The organism is Inquilinus sp. OTU3971 (assembly GCF_038440215.1).
Genome location: NZ_JASATH010000044.1, coordinates 1 through 23,760, shown reverse-complemented (window position 1 = coordinate 23,760; position 23,760 = coordinate 1). Strand labels below are relative to the sequence as shown.

General features: G+C 70.7%; 19 protein-coding genes. 10 read left to right on the top strand and 9 right to left on the bottom strand.

The window, feature by feature from the left end; translation table 11 throughout:
• Window positions 1–60: 60 nt before the first annotated feature.
• Window positions 61–1,470 (bottom strand): glycosyltransferase family 4 protein, encoded by a 1,410-nt coding sequence (locus tag AAHM41_RS13600; protein WP_342237085.1) that lies wholly within the window; start codon window positions 1,468–1,470, stop codon window positions 61–63.
• 305 nt (window positions 1,471–1,775) lie between these two features.
• Here AAHM41_RS13600 and AAHM41_RS13595 point away from each other — a divergent pair, with 305 nt between their 5' ends.
• The 3 genes from AAHM41_RS13595 to AAHM41_RS13585 all read left to right on the top strand — a co-directional run bounded on the left by AAHM41_RS13595 (window position 1,776) and on the right by AAHM41_RS13585 (window position 5,365).
• The gene (locus AAHM41_RS13595) at window positions 1,776–2,963 is read left to right on the top strand and encodes a polysaccharide biosynthesis/export family protein (RefSeq protein ID WP_342237084.1); all 1,188 of its coding nucleotides are present in this window, start codon (window positions 1,776–1,778) and stop codon (window positions 2,961–2,963) included.
• 26 nt (window positions 2,964–2,989) lie between these two features.
• Window positions 2,990–4,471: an LTA synthase family protein gene (locus tag AAHM41_RS13590; RefSeq protein WP_342237083.1), complete on the top strand. Its 1,482-nt coding sequence runs from the start codon at window positions 2,990–2,992 to the stop codon at window positions 4,469–4,471.
• 84 nt (window positions 4,472–4,555) lie between these two features.
• The gene (locus AAHM41_RS13585; protein ID WP_342237082.1) at window positions 4,556–5,365 is read left to right on the top strand and encodes an alpha/beta fold hydrolase; all 810 of its coding nucleotides are present in this window, start codon (window positions 4,556–4,558) and stop codon (window positions 5,363–5,365) included.
• A 15-nt stretch (window positions 5,366–5,380) separates the two neighbouring features.
• Here AAHM41_RS13585 and AAHM41_RS13580 read toward each other — a convergent pair whose 3' ends face one another.
• A complete protein-coding gene (locus tag AAHM41_RS13580; protein ID WP_342237081.1) occupies window positions 5,381–6,712 on the bottom strand; it encodes a glycosyltransferase family 4 protein in 1,332 nt (443 codons plus the stop codon).
• A gap of 446 nt (window positions 6,713–7,158) precedes the next feature.
• On the opposite strand from AAHM41_RS13580, the gene AAHM41_RS13575 reads away from it, so the two are divergent.
• Window positions 7,159–10,191, top strand: a complete 3,033-nt coding sequence (locus AAHM41_RS13575; RefSeq protein ID WP_342237080.1) for an alpha-mannosidase — start codon at window positions 7,159–7,161, stop codon at window positions 10,189–10,191.
• A 141-nt stretch (window positions 10,192–10,332) separates the two neighbouring features.
• Here AAHM41_RS13575 and AAHM41_RS13570 read toward each other — a convergent pair whose 3' ends face one another.
• From AAHM41_RS13570 to AAHM41_RS13540, 7 genes are all read right to left on the bottom strand, one after another.
• Window positions 10,333–10,518 (bottom strand): hypothetical protein, encoded by a 186-nt coding sequence (locus AAHM41_RS13570; RefSeq protein ID WP_342237079.1) that lies wholly within the window; start codon window positions 10,516–10,518, stop codon window positions 10,333–10,335.
• Window positions 10,519–10,718: 200 nt separating this feature from the next.
• Window positions 10,719–12,239 carry a carboxypeptidase M32 gene (locus AAHM41_RS13565; RefSeq protein ID WP_342237078.1) on the bottom strand — a complete coding sequence of 507 codons (1,521 nt, stop codon included), beginning with the start codon at window positions 12,237–12,239 and terminating at the stop codon, window positions 10,719–10,721.
• Window positions 12,229–13,257: an ABC transporter ATP-binding protein gene (locus tag AAHM41_RS13560; RefSeq protein WP_342237077.1), complete on the bottom strand. Its 1,029-nt coding sequence runs from the start codon at window positions 13,255–13,257 to the stop codon at window positions 12,229–12,231. The genes AAHM41_RS13565 and AAHM41_RS13560 overlap by 11 nt, the downstream gene beginning before the upstream one ends.
• Window positions 13,254–14,258 carry an ABC transporter ATP-binding protein gene (locus AAHM41_RS13555; protein WP_342237076.1) on the bottom strand — a complete coding sequence of 335 codons (1,005 nt, stop codon included), beginning with the start codon at window positions 14,256–14,258 and terminating at the stop codon, window positions 13,254–13,256. The genes AAHM41_RS13560 and AAHM41_RS13555 overlap by 4 nt, the downstream gene beginning before the upstream one ends.
• A complete protein-coding gene (locus AAHM41_RS13550) occupies window positions 14,255–15,094 on the bottom strand; it encodes an ABC transporter permease (protein WP_342237075.1) in 840 nt (279 codons plus the stop codon). The genes AAHM41_RS13555 and AAHM41_RS13550 overlap by 4 nt, the downstream gene beginning before the upstream one ends.
• Entirely contained in the window at window positions 15,091–16,029 is a 939-nt protein-coding gene (locus AAHM41_RS13545) for an ABC transporter permease (RefSeq protein WP_342237074.1), read from the bottom strand. Before AAHM41_RS13545 ends, AAHM41_RS13550 begins: the two co-directional genes overlap by 4 nt.
• Window positions 16,030–16,294: 265 nt before the next feature.
• Complete coding sequence (locus tag AAHM41_RS13540) at window positions 16,295–17,875, bottom strand: ABC transporter substrate-binding protein (RefSeq protein WP_342237073.1); 1,581 nt, start codon at window positions 17,873–17,875, stop codon at window positions 16,295–16,297.
• Window positions 17,876–18,082: 207 nt separating this feature from the next.
• Between AAHM41_RS13540 and AAHM41_RS13535 the strand changes: the two genes are divergently transcribed.
• The 6 genes from AAHM41_RS13535 to AAHM41_RS13510 all read left to right on the top strand — a co-directional run bounded on the left by AAHM41_RS13535 (window position 18,083) and on the right by AAHM41_RS13510 (window position 23,755).
• Entirely contained in the window at window positions 18,083–19,072 is a 990-nt protein-coding gene (locus AAHM41_RS13535; protein WP_342237072.1) for a GntR family transcriptional regulator, read from the top strand.
• Window positions 19,069–19,770: a creatininase family protein gene (locus AAHM41_RS13530; RefSeq protein ID WP_342237071.1), complete on the top strand. Its 702-nt coding sequence runs from the start codon at window positions 19,069–19,071 to the stop codon at window positions 19,768–19,770. Before AAHM41_RS13535 ends, AAHM41_RS13530 begins: the two co-directional genes overlap by 4 nt.
• Window positions 19,767–20,792: a ketopantoate reductase family protein gene (locus AAHM41_RS13525; RefSeq protein ID WP_342237070.1), complete on the top strand. Its 1,026-nt coding sequence runs from the start codon at window positions 19,767–19,769 to the stop codon at window positions 20,790–20,792. Before AAHM41_RS13530 ends, AAHM41_RS13525 begins: the two co-directional genes overlap by 4 nt.
• A 99-nt stretch (window positions 20,793–20,891) precedes the next feature.
• Window positions 20,892–21,650 (top strand): SDR family NAD(P)-dependent oxidoreductase, encoded by a 759-nt coding sequence (locus tag AAHM41_RS13520; RefSeq protein WP_342237069.1) that lies wholly within the window; start codon window positions 20,892–20,894, stop codon window positions 21,648–21,650.
• Window positions 21,647–23,029, top strand: a complete 1,383-nt coding sequence (locus AAHM41_RS13515; RefSeq protein ID WP_342237068.1) for a dipeptidase — start codon at window positions 21,647–21,649, stop codon at window positions 23,027–23,029. Before AAHM41_RS13520 ends, AAHM41_RS13515 begins: the two co-directional genes overlap by 4 nt.
• A gap of 90 nt (window positions 23,030–23,119) precedes the next feature.
• Window positions 23,120–23,755, top strand: coding sequence for a TetR/AcrR family transcriptional regulator (locus AAHM41_RS13510; RefSeq protein WP_342237067.1), 636 nt, complete (start codon window positions 23,120–23,122; stop codon window positions 23,753–23,755).
• Window positions 23,756–23,760: the final 5 nt, after the last annotated feature.

The window sequence follows — 23,760 nt, the reverse complement described above, 5'->3', positions numbered from 1 at the left end:
ACGGAAGGCATCGAGGAAACCTGCGAAACCGCCAAACCTTTTCGCAGCGTTCCGGATTCTTCAGCGAAACCTTTGGTCAGCATCCGCCAGAACCGGCGTCGCGGTTGCGGCCGCCGCCTCCGCCGCGGCCTGCGCCCGCGACCCGGCCGGCAGCAGCCGCCGGTACATCTCGCCCAGCCGGGCGCGGTAGCGCTCCGGCGAATAGAGAGCCGCCTGCCGGGCGCCGCGCTGCGCCAGATCGCCGCGCAGCTCGGCATTGCCGTCGAGCTCGCGGATCGCGTCCGCCAGCGCATGGGTGTCGTAGGGGTCGACCAGCAGCGCCGCGTCGCCGGCGACCTCCGGCAGCGCGCCTTCGGTCGAGGCCAGCACCGGCGTGCCCAGGCGCATCGCCTCCAGCACCGGCAGGCCGAAGCCTTCATACAGCGACGGGAAGGTCACCGCCTTGGCGCCGCGGATCAGGCTGACCAGCAGCGGGAAGGGGGCGTAGTCGATGCGCAGCACCCGGTTGCGGGTGAAGGTCAAGGTGTCGACCTGCTCCAGGTAGCGGATGGTCGAATCGTTCAGCAGCTTCAGCTCCTGGTCGGTCTTCCAGGCCATCTTGCCGATGATCACCAGCGGCGTCTTGATCTGGCTGGCCAGGTAGCCCTCGATCAGCCGGCCGATGTTCTTCTTCGGCTCGATCGCGCCGAAATAGAGCAGGTAGCCCTTGTGGGTCAGGTTGAAGGTGCCCTCGACCTCGCGCTTGACCGCCTCCTCCGGCTTCTCGGCGTATTTCGCCGGGATGTCGACCGCCTGGTAGGTGTTGGTGATGCGCTCCTCGGGAAAGCCGAACAGGTCGACGATGTCGCGCTTCGAGGTCTCCGACACCGTGACGATGTGGTCGGCCTTGCGCAGCAGCATCCGCACCAGCCGGTGGTAGCGGCGCTTGTTGTCGAGCGTGGTGTAGGGCAGCCGCAGCGGCACCAGGTCGTGGATGGTGTAGATGTTGCGGGCGCCGGCCATGCGCAGCGGCAGCGGATAGGTCCAGTGCATCAACTGCGGCGTGTCGCGCAGCGTCACCGTCATCCGGTTGCGGTAGATGGCGAAGTGCCGGTAGGCGCGGTTCCACAGGTCCGGCACCGAGCTGATCTGGTCGTAATACGGCATCCGCGACCGGTAGGTCCTGGCGATCACCTTGCCGGTGATCGGCACCGGCTTGGCCCGCACCCCCGCCGGCGAATGGATCAGCTCGTTGACGTAGCGCAGGAACTCCAGCCAGCGCGACGGCTCGCCGACATTGGTGGGGTCGAAGAAGGCGATCTCGCGCAACAGCTGCTGAGTGCTCGGCGCCGCCTTGCCGCCATACAGCACCTCGGTGCGGTAGCCGAGATTGTGCAGCTCGTAGCTCAGGTTGCGGGCATAGGTGGCCACCCCGGTGCCGGTTTCGAGGCCGAGATTGTAGCCGTCGATCATGATGGTCTGAGACGTCACGGCGTGGTCCTGCTGTCCTGCGACTCGAAGCGAAGGCTCCGACACCCCGATGGCGGTGCGCTGTATCGCAACACAGCTACGACCGCACCGCCATCAGAGATTTGGCGTGCCCCTATAGATATAAAACCTAAAGACGTCTATGAAAACCGAAATTTGAGGTTCGCAATCCTGGATGCCGCGCCGTGCCTTGGTTTCGAGACTCAAATGTGAAAATGCGAGCGCACGCAGCATTGGCTTTCGCGTTTGAAATCTGATATGCACCCAAGCATTCGCGCCACGGCGCACAGCTGAGAGACGACGGATCCATGACCTGGCGACTGGCTTGGCTCGTTCCTGCCGTTCTCGCGCTCCCCGCCTGTGGCGAGCTGCCGAGCAACGGTCCCCTGGCGGGCCAGATTCTGGCGTCGGGCGAGAAGGCGTCGGCTGCGGAGGTGGCCAAGGAGGTCGACACCCGCTACGCCATCGTCGATCTCAATGAGACCACGATCGCGGCGTTCAGCCGGGCGCCGCGGCCCAGCCTGATGCAGCGCTTCGGCGACAATGCGCCGGCGCCGTCGCAGCAGATCGGCATCGGCGACACCGTCTCGGTGTCGATCTGGGAGGCGGGCACCGGTCTGTTCGCCGCCGGCGGCGGCGCCGTGGCCCCGACCGGCGCCGACGGAGCGCACAGCGTCACCTTGCCGCCCCAGGTCGTCGACCAGCGCGGCAACATCTCGGTGCCCTATGCGGCGACGCCGATCCGTGCCATCGGCCGCACTCCGACCCAGGTCGCCGATGCGATCGAGAAGGCGCTGACCAGCCAGGCCAGCCAGCCGCAGGTGATCGTCACGGTGCCGGAATCGAGCTCCGCCTCGGCCTCGGTGCTGGGCGACCAGACCGGCGCGGCGCGGGTGCCGCTCAACATCCGGGGCGAAAGGCTGCTCGACGTCGTCGCCCAGGGCGGCGGCATCCGGTCGCAGCCGGCCGAGACCTTCATCACCCTGACCCGGGCCGGGGCGTCGGAAACGGTCGGCCTTCCCACCATCCTGCAGAACCCGACCGAGAACATCTACATCCAGCCCGACGACACCATCTACATCACCCGCCGGCCGCAGACGTACACAGCGCTGGGCGCGGTCAGCAGCTCCGGCGAGCTGCCGATCGACCAGGATCCGTTCACCTTGGCCCAGGCGGTGGGCCGGTCCGGCGGGCTGGCGCCGAACGCCGCCGATGCCAGCGCCGTCTTCATCTTCCGCTTCGAATCGCGGCCGGTGTTCCAGTCGATGCGGCCGACCTCGCCGCTGCTCGCCTCGCGGCAGCCGGTGCCGGTGGTCTATCGCCTCAGCTTCGAGGATCCGCGCGGCTTCTTCTACGCCCAGCAGTTCCCGGTGCGCCCCCGCGACATGATCTATGTCGGTACCGCATCGTCGGTCGAGTTCCTGAAGTTCCTGTCGGTGGTGCGCGGCGCGATCTCGGTCGGCACCCCGGCGACCACGGTGGTGTCGGGCGGCTGATCGTCGCCGCGGGGGGAGGCGGCGTCATGCCGGTCGTGCCTGAGCTGATCGGCCTGGCCGGCGGCGCCGTCGCCTGGGAGGCGGTGGACGCCCTGGCCCGGCCGCGGCGGGGGATGTTCGGCGGCAGCCGCGCCGCCATCCCCGGCCGGGCGGTCGTCTTCCTGCTGCTGCTCGGCGCCTGGCTCGGCCTGTTCGGCCGCTTCTGGTTCGCGCTGGTCGCCAGCCTGGTCACCCTCGCCGTCCTGGTGGCGATCTCGAACGCCAAGCGGCGCAGCCTCTACGAGCCGCTGGTGTTCTCGGACTTCGCCTTCATCCTGCCGATGCTGCGCCACCCGAGCCTGTTCTACATCGAGCGGCGCGAGGGCCTGGCCCTGGTCGGCGGCGCCGCGCTGCTGGTCGCGGTGATCGCGGTCTGGGTCGGGATCGAGCCTCGCAGCATTCCCGTCCCGGTACAGCTGGCGCTGCTGGCGGCCGAGGCGGCGCTGCTCGGCCTCGCGGCCTTCGCCGTCCCCTGGCCGCGGGCCCTGACCTTCGCCGATCCCTGCGACCCGCGCGACACGGTCCGGCGCTTCGGCCTGGCGCTGTCGCTGCCGACCGCCTGGCTGCGCTGGCGGAGCGAGGGCCGGCGGCCCCTGCCTGAAATGCCGCCGCCCGCACCCGGCGCGGATGTCGACGCCGTGGTCGTGGTGCAGTCCGAATCCTTCATGGATCTGCGCCGCATCGGCATCGCGACGGAGCTGCCGGAGTTCGACCGGCTCCGGCCCCGCGCCGTGGCGCACGGCCTGCTCGAGGTGCCGTGCTTCGGCGCCTACACGCTGCGGCCGGAGATCGCGGCGATCACCGGGCTCGGCGCGGCGGAGCAGTCCTTCGACGGGCTTCACCCCTATCTGCGGCCGCGGCGCTTCGCCCCGGCTTCGCTGGCGGCGGCGCTGCGCGACCAGGGCTGGCGCTCCGTGTTCCTGCATCCCTATGACGAGCGCTTCTTCCGCCGCAACGAGGCCATTCCAGCGCTGGGCTTCGAGCGCTTCATCGGCCGGCGCGACCTGCCGGATGCCGAGCGCAGCGGCTACTACATCTCCGACGCCGCGGTGGCCGGGGTGATCGAGGACGAGCTGCGGCGGGCGGGGGACGACGGGGTCAGGCTGTTCCTGGTCTGCGTCACCATGGAGGCGCACGACCCCTTCCGCCCGGGCCGGGTGCCGGGCCTGGACGAGCCCTTGCCGCAGTACCTGCACCATATCGGCCACGCCGATGCGATGCTGGCCCGGCTGGCGGCGCATTTCGACGTGGCGGCGGAGCGGGTGCTGCTGGCCTTCTACGGCGACCACGCGCCGGTGCTGGCCGAGGTCGATCCGGAGCGCGAGCGGCGCACCGATTTCATGATCCTGGATTGCGGCCGCGCCGCGGCTCGGCCAGGCGGCGAGGGCATCGCTCCGGTCCAGTGGCGGCCGGAGCGGATCAACCGCTTCATCCGCTCCTGGCTGGCCGGTGGCGATCGCGACGCCTGATCCTGCGGTCAGCACATCGGCGTCGGGAACTTATTGCCGGCACCGACCGTCCTGGCAGGAGCAGCGGCTTCCTGGAGATGGTCCATGCTGACCCTCGATCGGCGCTTCGCCTTCCGCGGCCAGGGCGTGGCCTGGGGCACGTTCGGCGACGGGCCGCCGCTCGTGCTGCTGCACGGCACGCCGTTCTCGTCCCAGGTCTGGCGCCGGATCGCGCCGCTGGCCGCGACCCGGCGGCGGGTCTACCTCTTCGACCTGCTGGGCTACGGGCAATCGGAGCAGCGCGACGGGCAGGACGTGTCCCCGGCCGTGCAGACCCTGCTGTTCGCCACCCTGCTGCGCGAATGGGGGCTGGAGCAGCCGGAGGTGCTGGCCCATGATTTCGGCGGCATGACCGCGCTGCGGGCCCATTATCTCGAAGGCTGCCGCTACCGGCGACTGACCCTGGTCGATCCGGTGGCGCTGCCGCCATCCGGCTCCCCCTTCTTCCACCATGTCGCCGCGCATGAGCAGGCCTTCGCCGGGCTGCCGGACTACGCCCATGACGCCCTGCTGCGGGTCTATATCCAGGGCGCGGCGCGCAATCCGCTGACCGAGGAGGCGATGGCGATCCACATGCGGCCCTGGCAGGGCGAGGTGGGGCGCCCCGCCTTCTACCGGCAGATCGCGCAGATGCACGACCGCTACCTCGAGGAGATCGAGCCGTCCTACGGCCCGATGGAGTGGCCGGTCGAGATCCTGTGGGGCGAAGAGGACCGCTGGATCCCGATCGCCCAGGGCGAGCGCCTGGCGGCGAAGCTGACCGGCGGCGCGCTGACCCGCGTGCCGGAGTCCGGCCATCTCATGCAGGAGGACGCGCCGGAGGCGATCGTCGCGGCCCTGTTCCGGGGGATGTGATCCCGCCTCAGAACCTCAGCAGATGCTGTATTTCCGGCGCACATCTTCGACGACGTCGTCGAAGATGTTGAAGTGCCGGTCCCAGGTCGGCGCCTTGAAACGCGCCAGCCGCGCCATCTGCGCCTGGCGGCGCGGCGAGTTCGGCCTGGCGTATTCCATGATCATGTCCATCCAGCCGGGGCCGTCCAGCGGGTCGAGATATTCCGGGATGCCGCTGCCCAGCTCGTGGAACACCGGCAGGTCGGAGCAGATCACCGGCATCGAGCAGGACAGGCCTTCGACCAGCGGCAGACCGTAGCCCTCGGCGAAGGACGGGAACAGCACGGCCCGGGCGCCGATCATCAGGCGGTGCAGCACCGCGTCGGGCACGCGGCCGCATTCGATGACATGGTCCGAGATCTGCTCGCAGCGCTCGATCATGTCGATGACGTTCTCGTTCTCCCAGCCGCGGCGGCCGACGATCACCAGCTTCGGCGCGTCCTTGCCCAGCTTCTGCACCAGAGCGCGCCAGACCTGCAGCATGAACAGGTGGTTCTTGCGCGGCTCGATGGTGCCGATGATCAGGAAATAGGGCTCGCTCTCCAGGTCGTTGAGCTTCTGCGGCGCGAAGCGGCGGTCGACCCCGAGCGGCGCGACGAAGACATCGTCCATGCCGCCATGGTGGCGCTCGACATGCTTCAGCAGGTCGCGCTTGGTCTGCTGCGAGTTGACGATGGTGGCGGCGGCGGTGGTCGAGATCGCCTCGATCCGGGCGACGTGCCGCGCGGCATAGCCGGGGCGGACATATTCCGGATGGTCGATCGGGATCAGGTCGTGCACCAGGTAGATCGGCGCCAGCTTGCGGCGCGCCACCAGGCGCTGCAGCGTTGCCGGCTGGTGCAGCCCCTCATGCGAGACGTTGACGTAGATCGCCTGCTGCCGCCGGGCGCTGATGCTGATCATGCGCGACAGCAGCCCGCGGGCGCCGAGCAGGGCGTCCATGCCGAATTGCAGCAGGGGCGCCGACGGCCGCGGCGCCGGGGCCGGCAGGGCCGCTGCGTGGCCGTGGCTGAACTGCTCCGCCGGCACGCCGATGAAGCGCGCGATCCGGTCCGCCTCGCTGCCGCGGATGCGGTGGGCGCCGAAGCTCCAGCGCTCGAGCCGGCTGGCGATGAACTGGGCGAAGGCGGGGGTCGAGAGCTGCCAGTAGCGCGAGCGCCAGCGAGCGATGAACTGGACGTCGCCCGGATAGCGATCCAGCATATGCCGGCCATAGGTCAGCTCCACCCGGTCGACGCCGGTCGGCGTGGCGCTGCCGGATCGGCGCACCAGCCGGGTCGCGTCGAACAGGATCTGGTCCTGGGCCATAACGCCTGCTCCTCATCCAAGCTGTCGTCCGGCCGCCGGAACCCGGCGGCGCGGTCATCAGGGGGCACATCGTCCGAACCGAAACCTTCCGGGACGTTGCGCTCCCCCTGGCCCGCCGGTGTCCGGATCGTGGGATCCTCTCCGGCGGCGCGACGGTGTTACGACGACCGCCTGTGCATGAACCCGAAACCAAGTTCGGATAAGCTATCATCACTCTCATGGAAACAGGAAACCTTTTTTGCATTGCAAAACAATCGACAAGATGAGGATTAAAATCTGTAAAATCCAAGCGACCCGAAACCCTGCGGTGAGGCTTCGCACGCGGCCGATTTTATCGCGGCCCCGTGCCTCCGGCGGCGGAATGCGGTAACTAGGAGGCGAATCACGTCTCCCCAGATCCCGCAGGCGGCATCGCCGTCCCGTCCTTGCCCATCGGAGAGATCGGAATGAGCCTGTCCATCGCCCAGCGCCTGCATCGCCTGGACGCCCGCATCGCCGAGATCCTGTGCTGGCGGGAGCGGGCGAACGAGCCGATCGGGGAATGGCGTTGCGACGGCCGTCCATTGTCGCTCGGCGATCCCTGGCCGCACCGGGAAGGCGTACTCGCCTTCACCGCCGAGGCCGAGGTTCCGGCCGCCTGGCCGCTGGACGAGACCAGGCTTCATCTCGATGTCGGCGGCGAAAGCCTGCTGACGCTGCATGAGGACGGCACCGGAACGACCCGCTTCGGCCTCGACGTCAATCACCGCGAATTCCCGCTGCGCGCCCGCCGGATCCGGATCGAGACCGAAAGCGTGCCGCGCCTGCCCTTCGGCCAGCCGGTGCATCACCCCCGCCTGGCCGAGGCCCGGCTGGTCTGGATCGACCCGGCGGTGCACCGCCTGGCGCTGCTGCTGCGCCAGGTGTGGGAGACGGCGACGGCGCTGGCGGAGCACGAGGCGGTGCCGCATCTGCTGGCGGCGGCCGAGGCGGCCATGCGGTCGCTCGACTGGCCGTCGGCGACCGGCGCCTATCTCGCCCGCACCGCGCCGCTGCCGCAGCAGCAGGCGATCTGGCGCCTACCGCCGCTCGACCCCCGGCCGCCGGCGCTGGGCGAGGCGGAGCGGGCCTCGGCCGTCGCGGCGCATGACGGGCTGGTGGTGGCGCTGCGGGGGCTGAAGCAGCGCTTCCCGCCACAGGGTCGCCTGGCGATCACCGGCCACGCCCATATCGACCTGGCCTGGCTGTGGCCCTATGCCGAGACAAGGCGCAAGGCCCGGCGCACCTTCCACACCGCGCTGCGGCTGATGGAGCGGTTCCCGGACTTCGTCTTCAACCAGTCGACCGCGGCCTATTACGCCCAGGTCGAGGCGGACGACCCGGACCTCTTTGCCCAGATCCGCGAGCGGGCGGCGGAGGGGCGCTGGGAGACGATCGGCGGGCTGTGGGTCGAGCCCGACACCAACATGCCGACCGGCGAGAGCCTGGTGCGCCAGGCGCTGTACGGCCAGCGCTATTTCGAGCGCGTCTTCGGCCGCCGGCATACCGTCTGCTGGCTGCCCGACTGCTTCGGCTTCTCGCCCGCCTTGCCGCAGATCCTGCGCCAGGGCGGCATGGACAGCTTCTTCACCATCAAGGTGAACTGGTCGGAGACCAACCGCTTCCCCTATGACCTGTTCCACTGGGAAGGCCTCGACGGCAGCCGGGTCCTGGCCCACACCTTCGACAACCCGATCCAGGGCTACAACGGCACCATCCGGGCCGATTGCGTGCTGCCGACCTGGCGCAACTTCCGGGGCAAGACGGCGCATGACGAAAGCCTGCTCGCGGTCGGCTTCGGCGACGGCGGCGGCGGGGTGACGCCGGAGATGCTGGAGCGCCAGGCCCAGTTGACGGATTTCCCGGCGCTGCCGGAGCTGCACCCGGCCCGGGTCGAGGAGTTCTTCGGTCGCATCCGCGAGCGCGCGGCAGAGCTGCCGGTCTGGCTCGGCGAGATCTATCTCGAGCTGCACCGCGGCACCCTGACCAGCCAGGGCCGCACCAAGCGCCTGAACCGGCAGGCCGAGCGGGCGCTGATCACGGCCGAGGTCGCCGGCAGCCTGGCGACGCTGCTCGGCGGCCCCGCCTTCGGCAGCCTGGAGCCCGCCTGGCGCGGCCTGCTGAAGAACCAGTTCCACGACATCCTACCCGGCTCCAGCATCCGCGAGGTCTATGAGGATGCGGAGCGCGAGCTGGCGGCGGCGCGCGACGCCGGGCTCGACCGCCAGGCCGAGGCGATGGCGGCGATCGCCGCCGCCCTGCCGGCGGGCGGCACCGCCGACGCGCTGGTGGTGGTGAACCCCGACCTGTCGCCGCGCCCGCTGCGGCTGGAGCTGGAAGGAGAGGCCGTCGCGCCTGATCTCACGGTCCCGCCGCTCGGCATCGTCGTGCTCGACCGGGCGGCGCTGCAGCCGGCACCCGGGCTCTCGGCGGGGTGGTCGGCCACGGGCAGCCATCTCGAGAACCGTTTTTTGCGGGCGGAGATCGGCGCCGACGGCACCATCACGCGCCTGCTGCACAAGCCGACCGGCCGCGATGCGCTGACCGGGCGCGGCAACCAGCTGTGGCTCACCCCGGCCGACAAGCCGCGCAGCTGGGACGCCTGGGACATCGAGGCCGACTACGACCGCCAAGGCTTCGAGCTGACCGGGCTGGAGTCGTCGGAGCTGGTCGAGGACGGGCCGGACCGGGCGGCGCTGCGGCTGGTCCGCCGGTTCCGCGACTCGACCATCACCCAGACCCTGACGCTGTGGGCCAATTCACCGCAGCTCGACATCCACACCCGGCTCGACTGGCACGACCGGCGGGTGCTGCTGCGCGCCCTGGTGCCGGTGGCGGTGCGGGCCGAGACGGCGAGCTTCGAATGCGCCTTCGGCGTGGTGCGGCGGCCGACCCACCGCAACACCTCCTGGGACCAGGCCAAGTTCGAGGTGCCGGGCCACCGCTTCGCCGACCTGTCGGAGCCGGGCTTCGGCGTCGCCCTGCTGAATGACGGTAAGTACGGCCACAGTGCCCTCGGCAATGTGCTCGGCCTCAGCCTGCTGCGGGCGCCGATCTATCCCGACCCGCTGGCCGACGAAGGCGTGCAGGAGTTCACCTATGCGATCCTGCCGCATGCGGGCGACTGGCATGAGGGCGGGGTGCGCGAGGCGGCGGAGGACCTGAACCAGAAGCTGCTGGCGCTGCCGGCGCGCAACCTCGCCGCCGGGCTGCACACGCCGCTGATGGTTTCCGGCGTCAGGGCCGGGCTCGCCGCGCTGAAGCCGGCGGAGGAGGGCGACGGGCTGGTGCTGCGCCTCTACGAGCCGGCCGGCGCCCGTGGTCCGCTGTCGATCACCGTGCCGGAGGGTTGGCGCCTGGGTGAGGCGGTGTCGCTGCTGGAGGAGCCCGCGGAGCGAGACCGGGCGCACGACTTCGAGCCGTTCGAGCTGCGAAGCTGGCGGCTGCGGTCGGGGCGCTGATGAGGAAGACGGAGCGCCCGGCCCGGGTCATGTCCTTGGGGGGAGGCCGGGCCGGGCACGGCGCCGGCTGCTGACGGGCGGCGCGACCGTGATCCGGCCACGGTCGGCCTCGCCTGTCCACTTACGGATCGGCAAGGCGACTCAGCGCCGCTGCTTGGGCTTCGCCGGGGCCGAGCGGCGATCCTCCCCGGCACCGGCGGTGCCCGGGTTGAAGGATGGCGGGTCGCTCGCATCCATGCTCTGGTTCGAGGCCTCGTCGACCTTCCGGCTGGCCGCCTTCCGGTCCCGCGGCGGCTGCTCGTCGATGGGCTTGCGGGGCGTCGTCATGCTGTCCTCCTCGCTGCCTCGGAAACGGAACGGCAGCGGGCGGACAGCAGTTCCGTCGGCGGCGTTCAAATAGGGGGGCCGGCAACCCTGGATGGGCCGCGCCCTTCGGTTCAAGCTGATCTCCAGGTGCCTCGTCGATCACGGCGCCCGGCCCGGTCCGGAGCTTCCCCCACCACGCTTCGGGCCGGGCTCTCTTCGTATCAGCCCGCGCCGGCGATCGGGTACTTGGCCTCGAGATAGGCCAGGTAGGGGGTGGGGTCGAGGCCGCGCCCGGTGGCCGCCTGCAGGATCTCCTCCGGCGTGCGCGACCGGCCGTGGCGGTGCACCGCGCGGTTCAGCCAGAGCCGCAGCGGCGCATAGTCGCCGGCCTCCAGCCCGGCCGCCACCGCCGGGTCCCGCTCCGCCGCCGCGAACAACTGCGACGCCATGACGTTGCCCAGCGTGTAGGTCGGGAACGACCCGACATAGCCGGTCGACCAATGCACGTCCTGCAGCACGCCGCGGGCGTCGTCCGGCACCTCCAGGCCGAGATCGGCCCGCATCCGCTCGGCCCAGGCGGCGGGCAGGTCGGCGACGGCGAGGTCGCCGGCGATCACCGCGGCCTCCAGCTCGACCCGCAGCATGATGTGCAGGTCGTAGGTCAGCTCGTCCGCCTCGACCCGGATCAGCCCGGGCCGGATCAGGTTGACCGCCTGCCAGAACTCCGCGGCCGAGACATCGGCGAGCTGCTCCGGGAAGGCATCGCGCAGCAGGCCGAAATTCAGCTCCCAGAAGCGGCGCGACCGGCCGACCCGGTTCTCCCACAGCCGCGACTGGGATTCATGCAGGCCGAAGCTGGCGCCGCCGACGGCGTAGAGGTTGACGATGTCGGTCGCCAGCGCCGACCGGCCGATCTCCGGGTCGATGCCCTGTTCGTACATCCCGTGCCCGGCCTCGTGCAGCGCCGCGAACAGCCCGGCCGGCAGGGAGTTCGGCCGGTAGCGCGCGGTGATGCGGACATCGTCGCGGGTGAAGGAGATCTCGAACGGATGCACCGTCTCGTCCAGCCGGCCATGGCCGTAGTCGAAGCCGACCCGCTCGGTCAGCGTCCGGGCGAAGGCCTTCTGCCGGTCCACCGGATAGTCGCGGTCCAGGAAGTCGCGCCGCGGCGGCGGCCGGTCCAGCACCCGCTGCATCAGCGGCAGCAGGCGGTCCCGCAGCGTGGCGAAGAGCGGCCGCAACCGGGCCAGGGTCATGCCCGGCTCGTACTGCGCCACCAGCGCGTCATAGGGATGGTCGGACCAGCCCAGCGCATCGGCGATCCGGCGCTGCAGCGCGAAGCTGCGCTCGAGATACGGCCGGAAGGCCGGGAAGTCGGAGCGCGCTCGCGCCGCGGCCCAGGCGGCCTGCGCCTCGGTCTTCAGCAGCGCCGCCTCGTGCAGCAGCGGCTCGGGAATGCGGTCCAGCGCGGCGATGCCCTCCTGCATCGCGGCCACGGCGCGGCGGCGCCGGCTGCCCTCGGGCTCGTCCGCCACCGCGTCGCGGGCCGCGGCCAGGGCGTCGCGCATCGCCGGGCCGGTCGCGATCTGCCGGGCCAGCGCCGTCAGCGTGGCGATCTGCCGGCCGCGCGCCGCAGTGCCGCCGGCCGGCATCTGGGTGCGGGCATCCCAGACCAGCAGGTTGACGGCGTTCAGCACGTCGTTCAGCCGGCCGGATTCCTCGGCGAAGCGGTCATAGCCCATGGGCGGCTTCCTTGTGCGGCAGCGGCGCGGCGGCGGGCGCCCGGTCCAGCAAATGGCAGGCGGCGGTGCCGGTGTCGGTCGGGCGCGGCAGCGGCGCCTCCACCCGGCAACGGTCGAAGGCGTGCGGGCAGCGCGGGTGGAACGGGCAGCCGGAGGGCAGGTCGACCGGGCTGGGCAGCTCGCCGCGCGCCGCCGGCACGCGATGGCGCCGGGCGGGGTCGAGATCGGGCGCCGCGGCCAGCAGGGCCTGGGTGTAGGGGTGCTGCGGCGCCGCGAACAGCGCCTCGGTCTCCCCCGTCTCGACGATGCCGCCGAGATACATCACCGCCACCCGGTGCGACAGGTGGCGGACCAGGCGCAGATCGTGCGCCACGAACAGCACGGTCAGGCCCAGGCGCTGCTGCAGCTCCAAGAGCAGGTTCACCACCTGGGCCTGGACCGAGACGTCGAGGGCGGAGACCAGCTCGTCGGCGATCAGGCATTCCGGCTCCACCGACAGTGCCCGGGCGATGCCGATGCGCTGGCGCTGGCCGCCGGAGAATTCATGCGGGTAACGGTCGGCGGCCTCGCGCGGCAGCCGCACCAGGTCCAAGAGCTCGGCGATTCGGGCCGGGATCTGGGCCTTCGGGCGCATGCGGTGCACCGACAGCGCCTCGGCCAGGGTCTGGCGCACCGTCATGCGCGGGTTCAGCGAGCCGCGCGGATCCTGGAACACCATCTGCACCCGGCGGTTGAAGGCGCGCCGCTCGGCCCCCTCCAGGGCCCGGATGTCGACGCCGTCATAGCGCAGCGCGCCCTCGTCCGGTTCGATCAGCCGGACGATGCAGCGGGCCAGGGTGGATTTGCCGCTGCCGGATTCGCCGACGATGCCCAGCGTCTCGCCGCGCTTGACCGACAGGTCGATGCCGTTCAGGGCATGCACCGCCGGGTGGGGACGCCGACGCAGCGCGTCGGCCACCGTGCGCTCCAGCCGGAAGCGCTTGGTCAGCCCGGCGATCTCCAGGATCGGCGCGCTCATGCGGCGCCCTGGTCGAAGAAGAGGGGCGCCGCGGCGACGCGCGCGCTCTCGAAGCAGGCGACCGCGGCGTCCGGCCCCACCGGCTCCAGCATCGGCCGCTCGGCCCGGCAGCGCGGCGTGGCGAAGGCACAGCGCGGGGCGAAGGCACAGCCGGGCGGCCGCTCGGTCAAGGGCGGTGGCGCGCCCTCGATCGACCGCAGCGGCAGCCGCGGCCCGCCGCCGCGCGGCACCGAGCCGAGCAGGCCGAGCGTGTAGGCGTGGTGCGGCCGCTCGAACACGGCGGCGACCGGCCCGGTCTCCACCACCCGGCCGGCATACATCACCGCCATGCGGTCGCAGCTCTGCGCCACCACGCCGAGATCGTGGGTCACCAGGATCACGCTCATCCCCAGCCGGTCGCGCAGCTGCAGCAGCAGGGTCAGGATCTGGTCCTGGATGGTGACGTCCAGCGCCGTGGTCGGCTCGTCCGCCAGCAGCAGCTTCGGCTCCGAGGCCAGCGCGATGGCGATCATCGCCCGCTGGCGCATGCCGCCGGAGAACTGGTGCGGATAGTCGTCGAGCCGCCGGGCGGCGGCCGGGATGCCGACCAGATCCAAGAGCTCGCGCGCCCGGTCGCGCCGCGCCCGGCGGCCGAGATCGGTGTGCGTGCGCAGGCTCTCGTCGATCTGCAGCCCGATCGGCAGCACCGGGTTCAGCGCCGTCATCGGCTCCTGGAAGATCATGGCGATCTCGCCGCCGCGCACCCGGCGCAGCGCCGCCTCCGGCAGCGCCATCAGGTCGCGGCCCTGCCACAGCACCCGGCCGCCGACCCGGCCGGGCGGCCGCACCAGGCCCAGCACGGCGCGCAGGGTGACGCTCTTGCCCGAGCCGGATTCGCCGACCAGCCCCAGCACCTCGCCGGCGCGCAGGTCCAGGTCGACGCCGGCCACCGCCGCGGCCTCACCCCCGCCAGCCGGAAACGTCGCGGTCAGGCCGCGGATCGACAGCACCGTCTCGCTCATGAATCGGGCCGCAGCAGGTCGGCGACGCCGTCGCCCAGCAGGCTGAAGCCGAAGCCGGTGACGACGATGGCGATGCCGGGGAAGATGGTGATCCACCAGGCCTGGGACATGAAGTTCTTGCCGTCGGCGATCAGCAGGCCCCATTCGGCGGCCGGCGGCTGGGCGCCGAGGCCGAGATAGCCCAGGCTGGCGCCCAGCAGGATCGACAGCGCCATGTCGGTCATCCAGTACACCAGCACCGGCGAGAGGGTGTTGGGCAGCAGGTGGCGCAGGATGATGCGGGCGTCGCCATAACCCATCACCCGCCCGGCGGCGGCATAGTCCAGCCGGTTCTGCACCTTGATCTCGGCGGCGATCAGCCGGGCATAGAACACCCAGCCGACGGCGCCGACCGCGATGTACATGTTGAACAGCCCCGGCCCCAGCACGGCGACGATGGCGATCACCAGCACCAGGAAGGGGAAGGTGATGACCACGTCGACGATGCGGCCGAAGATCGGCTCCCAGATCCCGCCGTAATAGCCGACCAGCGCCCCGACCGCGGTGCCGAACACCACCGGGAACAGGGTGGTGAACAGCGCGATCTGCATGTCCAGGCGATAGGCCCAGATCACCCGGCTCAGGATGTCGCGGCCGAAATTGTCGGTGCCGAAGGGATGGGCCCAGCTCGGTGGCTGCAGCAGGGCGCGGTAGTCGAAGGCGGCCGGGTCGTAGGGCGCCACCAGCCCGGGCGCGATCGCCAGGACCAGGCTGACGCCGAGGATGACGAGGCCGGCGACCAGGGCGGCGGAGGGGCGCCGCCGGGCGTGGGCCGGGGCCAGGCCGATCGCGGTCACGCCTTCACCCGCGGGTCGAGCGCGGCCTGCACCAGGTCGGTCGCCAGGAACACCAGCGACACCAGCACCGCCATCGCCAGGGTCAGCCCCTGCACCACCGGGTAGTCGCGGCCATAGATGCTGTCGATCATCAGCCGGCCGGCGCCGGGGATGGCGAACACCGTCTCAGTGATCACGGCGCCGCCGATCAGCGTGCCGACCGACAGGCCGAACAGGGTGACGGTCGAGATCAGGGCGTTGCGCAGCACGTGCCGGCCCAGCACCAGCCTCGGCGCCAGGCCCTTGGAGCGGGCGAAGTCGACATATTCCGCGCCCAGCACCTCGATGATCGAGGCCCGCAGGTTGCGCATCAGCACGGCGGACAGGCTCAGCGCCAGGGTCAGGGCCGGCAGGAACAGGTGCCAGATCCGGTCGCCCCAGTCGTCGCCGTAGCCGCCGACCGGGAACCAGCGCAGCCCGGCGGCGAACACGGTCAGCAGCACCAGGCCGAGATAGAAGATCGGCATCGACAGCCCGATCTGGAAGGCGCCGCGGATGGCGGTGTCGGCCGCCCGCCCGCGCCGCATCGCGGCGACGAAGGCCAGCGGCACCGCCATCAGCAGGGCCAGCAGCGCGGCGAAGCCGGTCAGCGCCAGGGTCACCGGCATCCGCTCCAGGATCAGGCGCATCACCGGCACCTTGAGGTGGATCGATGTGCCGAGATCGCCCTGGACGATCCGCTGCAGGAACAGCAGGAACTGCGCCGGGATCGACCGGTCGAGGCCGAGCTGGGCGTTCAGCCGCGCCACGTCGGCATCGGTGGCGCGGTCGCCCAGCATGGCGCTGGTCGGGTCGCCCGGCAGCAGCCGGACCAGAACGAAGATCACCACCAGCACGAAGAACAGGGTCGGGACCAGCTGGATCAGCCGCTTGGCCACATGGTTCAGGTTCGGCACGAGGGGTGTCTCCCGTCTCGGCGGAACTCCATCGGCCTGACCGGCCCCTGCCTTCCACTCTCCCCCTCCCCCCGCGGGAGGGGGTAGGGGGAGGGGGTGTCGATCGAAGAGAGCGGTCGCGGAGTGATCAAGGCGTGCGGCCACGCCGACGCGATCGTCCCGCATTGGTTCTGGCGGCGCCAAACCCCTCCCCCAACCCCCTCCCGCAAGGGGAGGGGGAGGTTTGAAGGGCTGGCTCGGCTCGTTTGATCTCGACCGCGATGCATCACTTCGTCAGATACGCCCCGGCGAAGATGTTGTTGCCGAGCGGGATCTGAACGAAGCCCTGCACGTTCTTGCGCAGCGCCACCGGATAGGGCGTCTCATACAGGTACAGGATCGGGCCGGACTCGGCGTAGATCTTCTGGATCTGCGCGTATTCCTCGGCCCGCTTCTTGGCGTCGCTCTCCTTCTGCGAGGCCTCGAACAGCGTGTCCACCTCCTGGTTCTTCCAGCCCGAATGCAGGGCGTCGATTACCGGCGAATAGGCGAAGTAGGAGGTGATCTGGCTGGGGTCGTTGATGTCGTTGGTCCAGGCCGACATCCGCATCGAGAAGTCGCCCTTGCGGTAGCGGTCAGTCCGGGTGGCGTTGTCGAGCTGCTCGATCTCCAGCTTCACCCCGATCGCCGCCCACATCTGCTGCACCGCGGCGCCGATGCCGAGCTCGTCCTGGTTGCCCGCTATCGCCATGACCTTGGTGGTGAAGCCGTCGCCGTAGCCGGCCTCCTGCAGCAGCTGCTTCGCCTTGGCGGCGTCATAGGGGTACAGCGGCGTGTCGCCGGAATGGTACAGCGTGGTCGACGACATGAAGGAGGTCTGCGGCGTGCCGACGCCGTGGGTGACGATCTGGATGATCGCGTCCTTGTCGATGGCGTAGTTCAGCGCCTGCCGCACCTTCTCATTGGCCAGCGGGTTGTCGCTGCCGTCGGTCAGCTTGGGCCGGACATTCATGGTGATGTACTGCACCCGGGTCGACGGGTAGAGCTGCATCTGCAGGTCGGCATCGCCCTTCAACTCGGCGACCCGCGCATAGGGGATGAACTCGGCGCCGTCCAGCTCGCCCGACTGCAGCTTCAGGATGCGGGTGGCGTCGTCCGGGATGATCTCGAAATCGATCGCGTCGAGATAGGGCAGGGGCTTACCGTCCTCGCCCGGCTTCCAATAGTAGGGGTTGCGCACCAGCCGCATCGACGACCCGCGCTCCCACTTGTCGAACATGAAGGGGCCGGACCCGACCGGGTGCTCGGCGAAGGCATGCGCCTTCTCGTCGTCGGTGGCGCCCGGTGTCGCCTCGAAGGCGGCCTTCGGCAGGATCGCGGTGTTGAAGGTCGACAGCGCGGCGATGATCGTCGGGTCCGGATGCTGCAGCTTCAGCACCACGGTCGTCGGGTCCTGCACCGTGACCTCGCCGATCGAGGCGATCAGGCTGTTCCAGATGCCGTTCTTCGGGTTGCGCGCCCGGTCCAGCGACCATTTCACGTCCTCGGCCGTGATCGGCTTGCCGTCCGAGAACTTGGCGCCCTCGCGCAGGGTCAGGGTGACCGACAGGCCGTCGTCGGAGACCTTCCAGGCGGTGGCCAGGCCGGGCTCCACCGACATCCCGTCAGCCGAGGGCTGCAGCAGCGTGTCGTAGAGATTGGTCAGGATCCAGATGTCGACATTGGCGTCGTTCAGCACCGGGTCCAGGAACAGGCTGTCGGCGTAGCGCCCGTACCGCATCTCGCCGCCGCGCTCGACCGCCAGCGCCCCCGCGCTCGTCCCTGCCAGCAAAACCGCCGCCACGGCTGCCTTCAGCAGCATCCTCATCGCGACCTCCACTGTTGTTTGAAGCCCTCCCGGGTCGCCATGTGTTCTGGCGTATTAGTACGCTAACGCCAGGGCAGCGAGAGAGTCAATCAACGTCGGATGCACCTGATACGGAAACAAATGCAACATCTTGGACGCAATTCGGAAACTGCGTTGCCGTCGCGCGAATGAGTGTGCTAGTGGACTGATACAGGAGAATTCCGCTCTATGAAGCTGCAGATCGACCGCGAGCTGCCGGTGCCCCTCGGGCTCCAGGTCAAGGGCCTGATCGAATACGGCATCGCCTGCGGCGAGCTGAGCCCGGGCGAGCGGCTGCCCTCGGTGCGCGAGCTGGCGGATTCGCTGGCGGTGGCGCCGATGACGGTGGCCCTGGTCTATCGCGGCCTGCGCGAGGCCGGGCTGATCGAGACCCGCCGCGGCCGCGGCAGCTTCGTCGCCGAAAGCGGCGAGCCGCGGCGGCGGCCCCGCACCGAGATCGCCGAGATCCAGCGCCGGCTCGACCACCTGATCGACGACGCCGTGGCGATCGGGCTGACCCCGGCCGACCTGACCGGCATGGTCCAGGCCCGCCTGTCGCAACGCCGCCCGCGGCGGCGGGCGCGCAGCGTCGTCATGCTCGGCCTGTTCCGCGACGCCACCCGCGCCTATGCCGCTGCGATCCAATCCCGGCTGCCGCCCGGCACAACAGTGCAGCCGCTGACCATGGACGAGCTGCGTGGCGACGAATCGGCGCGCCTCCGGGCGGCGGAGGCCGAGCTGGTGGTGACCTTCCCCAACCGCCAGCGCGAGGCCGCGGCGCTGCTGCCGGACAGCCGGGTGATGGCGATCCGCTTCATCCCGTCGGAGGAGACGCGGCGGGCCCTGGCCGGGCTGGACCCGCTGGCCCGCCTGGGCATCGCCTCGCGCTTCGCCGATTTCCTGCCGATCATGAAATCCGGGGTGCAGCGCTTCGCCCCGCATGTCCGCCAGGTCGCCGGTGCCGCGCTGGGCACGCCGGCGCTCGACGCCGTGATCGACCAGTCCGACGTCATGGTGCTGTCGACCGGTGCCGAGAGCGTGCTGCCCCGGCTGCGCCCCGGGGTCAGGGCGATCGAGTACCGGCACAGCCCGGACCCGGTGGATGTCGACCAGCAGATCGTCCCATTGCTCTCGCCCGAGGCCGAGGGCATCGCCGAACCGCAGGAGGCCGTGCCATGAAGATCAGCGAGATGAACTGGAGCCAGGTCGAGGCCTGGCTCCAGCGTGACGACCGCGCCGTGCTGCCGCTGGGCAGCACCGAGCAGCATGCGGGCTTGAGCCTGTCGGTCGACAGCATTCTCAGCGAGCGGGTCGGGGTCGAGGCGGCGGAGCCGCTGGGCGTGCCGGTGTTCCCGGTCGTCGCCTACGGCATCACCCCCTATTTCCTGGCCTATCCCGGCACGGTCAGCCTGCGGGTCGAGACCTATGCCCGGCTGGTGCAGGACATCCTGGACAGCCTGCACCGCGCCGGCTTCCGCCGCATCCTGATCGTCAACGGCCATGGCGGCAACCAGCCGGCCCAGTCGGTGGCGACCGAATGGATGACCAGCCATCCGGGCGCCGCGGTGAAGTTCCACAACTGGTGGAACGCGCCGGAGACCTGGGCCAAGGTGCAGGCGATCGACGCCCAAGCCTCGCACGCCTCCTGGATGGAGAACTTCCCCTGGACCCGGCTGGCCGGGGTCGAGCTGCCGACCCAGCGCAAGCCGATGATCGATTTCGCCCGGATGCGGGTGATGGACCCTGAGGCGGTGCGGCGCTATCTCGGCGACGGCAATTTCGGCGGCTACTACCAGCGCCCGGACGAGGAGATGCAGGCGATCTGGGACGTGGCGGTGGCCGAGACCCAGGCCCTGATCGAAGGGCCCTGGGCATGAGAGAGACCCCGCCGATCCTGGTCTGGGGCGCCGGCGCCATCGGCGGCACGGTGGGCGCCGCCCTGCTGCGCGCCGGGGTCGACGTGCTGTTCGTCGACCAGGTTGCGGAGCATGTGGCGGCGATCAACGAGCGCGGCCTGCGCATCACCGGCCCCATCACCGAATACACGGTGCCGGCCCGCGCGGTCACGCCGGACGCGGTGACGGGCGAATTCGACCGCATCTTCCTCTGCGTCAAGGCGCATCACACCGCCGCCGCGATCGAGGCCGCGGCGCCGCATCTGGCCCGCTGCGGCTATGTCGCCTCGCTGCAGAACGGGCTGAACGAGCGGGTGATCGCCGCAAAGGTCGACAAGGCCCGCACCCTCGGCTGCTTCGTCAATTTCGGCGCCGACTACCTCGAGCCCGGCGTGATCCTCTACGGCGGCCGCGGCGCGGTCGTGGCCGGCGAGCTGGACGGCCAGCGCACGCCGCGGATCGAGCAGCTGCACAGCCTGCTGCGCCGGTTCGAGCCGCAAGCGGTGCTGACCGACAACATCTGGGGCTATCTCTGGGGCAAGCTGATCTACGGCGCGCTCTTGTTCGCCACGGCGGTGACGCCGGACTCGATAGCCGACGTCCTGGCGGCGCCGCGATACCGGCCGGTGCTGACCCGGCTGGGGCTGGAGGTCGGCGCCGTCGCCGCGGCGGAGGGGATCCGGCCCGAGGCGTTCGACGGCTTCGACCCCACGGCCTTCCGTCCCGGCGCGCCGGCGGAGGCGACCACCCGATCCTTCGACGACATGGTGGCGCACAACCGCAAATCCGCGAAAAGCCATTCCGGCATCTGGCGCGACCTGGCGGTGCGCCGCCGGCCGACCGAGGTCGACGCCCAGCTCGGCCCGATCGTCGAGATCGGGGCGCAGCACGGCGTGCCGACCCCGATCACGGCGCGGCTGATCGCGCTGGTGCACGACATCGAGGCCGGGCGGTGCGAGATGGCGCTGGCCCTGCTGGACGAGCTGGAGGCCGTGACGGCCTGATCCCGTAGGTTGGGTTCGCGGCCGCGAACCCAACATGGTGCGACCGGAGCGGTTCTGTTGGGTTCTCCCCGGCGAACCCAACCTACAGGAGGGCTTCTCGTGACCCAGGACTTCACCGGCCGGACCGTGATCGTGACCGGCGCCGCCCATGGCTTCGGCCGGGCCATCGCCGCCGCCTTCGCCGGGCGCGGCGCCCGGGTCTGGGCCTGCGACGTGCTGGCGGAGGAGCTGGCCGAGACCGGGCGGCTGATCGGACCGCAAGGGTCGGTGCGCGCCGTCGACGTCACCGACCGCGGCGCGGTGCAGGCTCTGGTGGCCGAGGCCGAGGCGGCTTCAGGCGCCGTGGACGTGCTGGTCAACAATGCCGGCGGCGTGCTCGGCCAGGTCGGCCGGCCGATCGAGGAGATCGGGCCGGATGCCTGGCAGGCGATCTTCGACGTCAACCTGTCCGGCGCGTTCTGGTGCGCCCAGGCGGTGGCGCCCGGCATGAAACGCAAGGGCGGCGGCCGCATCGTCAACATCTCCAGCGGCGCCGGGCTGGGCATCAGCCTGACCGGGATCCAGGCCTATGCCAGCGCCAAGGCCGGGCAGATCGGCCTGACCCGGCAGCTGGCGCATGAGTTGGGGCCCTGGGGCATCACCGTGAACAATGTCGCGCCCGGCTTCGTCCGCTCCAACCCGACGACCGAGCGGCAATGGGAGGCGATGGGTGAGGCGGGCCAGGCCCGGCTGATGGGCTCGATCGCGCTGCGCCGGCTCGGCACGGTCGACGACATCGCCAATGCCGTGCTGTTCTTCGCCTCCGATTCGGCCGGCTGGATCAGCGGCCAGGTGCTGAGCGTGGACGGGGGCAAATGAACGCGATCGAAACCCTGCTGCTGGACCGGTTCGAGCGGTCTGTCGAGGAGCTGAAGCAATACTGCTCGATCCCGAGCGTCAGCACCGATCCCGCCTACCAGCCGGAGGTCGAGCGGGCGGCCCGCTTCGTCGCCGACCGCATGGAACGGGCCGGGCTGGAGCGCGTCGAGATCCTGCCGACCGAGGGCCATCCCGCGGTCGTGGCGGAATGGTGCCACGCCCCGGGTGCGCCGACCGTGCTGGTCTACGGCCACTACGACGTGCAACCGCCCGACCCGGTGGAGCTGTGGACCTCGCCGCCCTTCGTGCCGGAGATCCGCGACGGCCGCCTCTACGCCCGCGGTGCCTCGGACGACAAGGGGCCGTCGCTGATCCCGATCCTGGTGGCCGAGGCCTTCCTGGAGCGCGACGGCCGGCTGCCGGTGAACCTGAAGTTCATCTATGAGGGCGAGGAGGAATGTGGCAGCGCCCATCTCGAGGCGCTGGTCGAGGCCGAGGCGAAGCGGCTGGCCGCCGATGTGGTGCTGTCGGCCGATGGGGCGATGTGGCGGCCCGACCTGCCGACCGTCACCGTCGCCAGCCGCGGCATGCTGGCGCTGGAGCTGGAGCTGCACGGCGCCGGCAAGGACCTGCATTCCGGCCGGCACGGCGGCAGCGCGCCCAACCCGCTGCCAGCCCTAGCCCGGCTGCTGGCGTCGCTGCATGACGAGGCCGGCGAGGTCGCGGTCCAAGGCTTCCACGACGGCATCACCCCGCCGAACCCGAAGCTGATCGAGGCGATCCAGGCCTCCGGCTTCGACCCGCAGGGCTATTTCGCGGCGATCGGCGCGGCGCCGCCGCAGCCGATGCCCTCGGCCGAGGAGCTGCTGGTCCGGCAATGGCTGAAGCCGACGCTGGAGCTGAACGGCATCACCGGCGGCTATGGCGGGCCCGGCACCAAGACGGTGATCCCGGCCAAGGCCGGTGCCAAGATCTCCTGCCGCCTGGTCGCCGGCCAGGACCCGGAGCGGGTCTTCGCCGCGATCGACGCGCATCTGCGCCGGCACGCCCCGGCCGGCTGTCGCCTGGAGATCCGCCGCCACGGCCCGGGCTCGCCGGCCTTCGCCATCCCGGCCGACCATCCGGTCCTGGCGTTGACCGAGTCGGTGCTGGGCGAGCTGTTCGGCCAGCCGCCGCTGCGGGTGGCGATGGGCGCGACCATCCCGATCGGCGCGGTGTTCCGCCGCGTGCTGGGGATCGAGACGGTGTTCTTCAGCTTCTCGACCGCTGACGAGGACTACCATTCGCCGAACGAGTTCTTCCGGCTGGAACGGTTTCGCGACGGTCTGGTCGGCTGGGCCCGCCTGCTGCCGCGCCTGGCCGGGCATAGCCCGGGCTGACCACCGGCAGCGTCACGCGACGCCGGCTGTACAAAGCCGTGCCGTTTGCCCCACAACGCCCTCGGAGCAGTCGAACAGGGCGCGCACCACATGGCACGTCAGGACAGCGCCGATATCGCCGGCGGCACGCGCGACCGGATCAAAGCGGTCGCCGCGGAGCTCTATGTCCTGCGCGGGCATGAGGGCTTCAGCTTCGGCGACATCGCCGCCGCGATCGGGACCACCCGCGCCAACATCCACCATCACTTCGGCAGCAAGCAGCAGCTGATGCGGGAGCTGATCGAGGATATCGCCTCGAACGCCGAATCCCGCATCGAACGCTACTGGCGGGCCGGCAGCGCCCCCTTCGCCGAGCGGCTGGCGATGCAGCTGGATGATCTGCGCCGCTACTACGACCGCTTCAACCGGGGCGACCGCGACCGCAATGTCTGGAGCCCGCTGTCGCGGCTGCGCCACGACCTGCCGACGCTCGGCGACGAGGCGGTGGCTGCGCTCGAGCGCGTCAACCGGACCTACGACCTCTGCCTTCGTCACGCGGTCGGGGAGGCGGTGAAGGCGGGCCAGCTGCGGCCGGGCACCGATGTGGAGGACGTCGTCCGGGTGCTGCGCGTCACCCTCCTGTCCTGCCCGCCGATGACCCAGGATTCCGGCCGGTTCGAGGAGATCGAGCTGCTGTTCCGGGCGCTCGGCCGTCTGATCAGCGCCGCCGGTGAGCCGCAGCGCTGATCATC

Excerpts from the sequence above, each read along its gene's own strand:
- AAHM41_RS13595 (WP_342237084.1), top strand. The coding sequence starts at position 1,776 with ATGACCTGGCGACTGGCTTGGCTCGTTCCTGCCGTTCTCGCGCTCCCC.
- AAHM41_RS13590 (WP_342237083.1), top strand. The coding sequence starts at position 2,990 with ATGCCGGTCGTGCCTGAGCTGATCGGCCTGGCCGGCGGCGCCGTCGCC.
- AAHM41_RS13585 (WP_342237082.1), top strand. The coding sequence starts at position 4,556 with ATGCTGACCCTCGATCGGCGCTTCGCCTTCCGCGGCCAGGGCGTGGCC.
- AAHM41_RS13580 (WP_342237081.1), bottom strand. The coding sequence starts at position 6,712 with ATGGCCCAGGACCAGATCCTGTTCGACGCGACCCGGCTGGTGCGCCGA.
- AAHM41_RS13575 (WP_342237080.1), top strand. The coding sequence starts at position 7,159 with ATGAGCCTGTCCATCGCCCAGCGCCTGCATCGCCTGGACGCCCGCATC.
- AAHM41_RS13570 (WP_342237079.1), bottom strand. The coding sequence starts at position 10,518 with ATGACGACGCCCCGCAAGCCCATCGACGAGCAGCCGCCGCGGGACCGG.
- AAHM41_RS13565 (WP_342237078.1), bottom strand. The coding sequence starts at position 12,239 with ATGGGCTATGACCGCTTCGCCGAGGAATCCGGCCGGCTGAACGACGTG.
- AAHM41_RS13560 (WP_342237077.1), bottom strand. The coding sequence starts at position 13,257 with ATGAGCGCGCCGATCCTGGAGATCGCCGGGCTGACCAAGCGCTTCCGG.
- AAHM41_RS13555 (WP_342237076.1), bottom strand. The coding sequence starts at position 14,258 with ATGAGCGAGACGGTGCTGTCGATCCGCGGCCTGACCGCGACGTTTCCG.
- AAHM41_RS13540 (WP_342237073.1), bottom strand. The coding sequence starts at position 17,875 with ATGAGGATGCTGCTGAAGGCAGCCGTGGCGGCGGTTTTGCTGGCAGGG.
- AAHM41_RS13535 (WP_342237072.1), top strand. The coding sequence starts at position 18,083 with ATGAAGCTGCAGATCGACCGCGAGCTGCCGGTGCCCCTCGGGCTCCAG.
- AAHM41_RS13530 (WP_342237071.1), top strand. The coding sequence starts at position 19,069 with ATGAAGATCAGCGAGATGAACTGGAGCCAGGTCGAGGCCTGGCTCCAG.
- AAHM41_RS13525 (WP_342237070.1), top strand. The coding sequence starts at position 19,767 with ATGAGAGAGACCCCGCCGATCCTGGTCTGGGGCGCCGGCGCCATCGGC.
- AAHM41_RS13515 (WP_342237068.1), top strand. The coding sequence starts at position 21,647 with ATGAACGCGATCGAAACCCTGCTGCTGGACCGGTTCGAGCGGTCTGTC.
- AAHM41_RS13510 (WP_342237067.1), top strand. The coding sequence starts at position 23,120 with ATGGCACGTCAGGACAGCGCCGATATCGCCGGCGGCACGCGCGACCGG.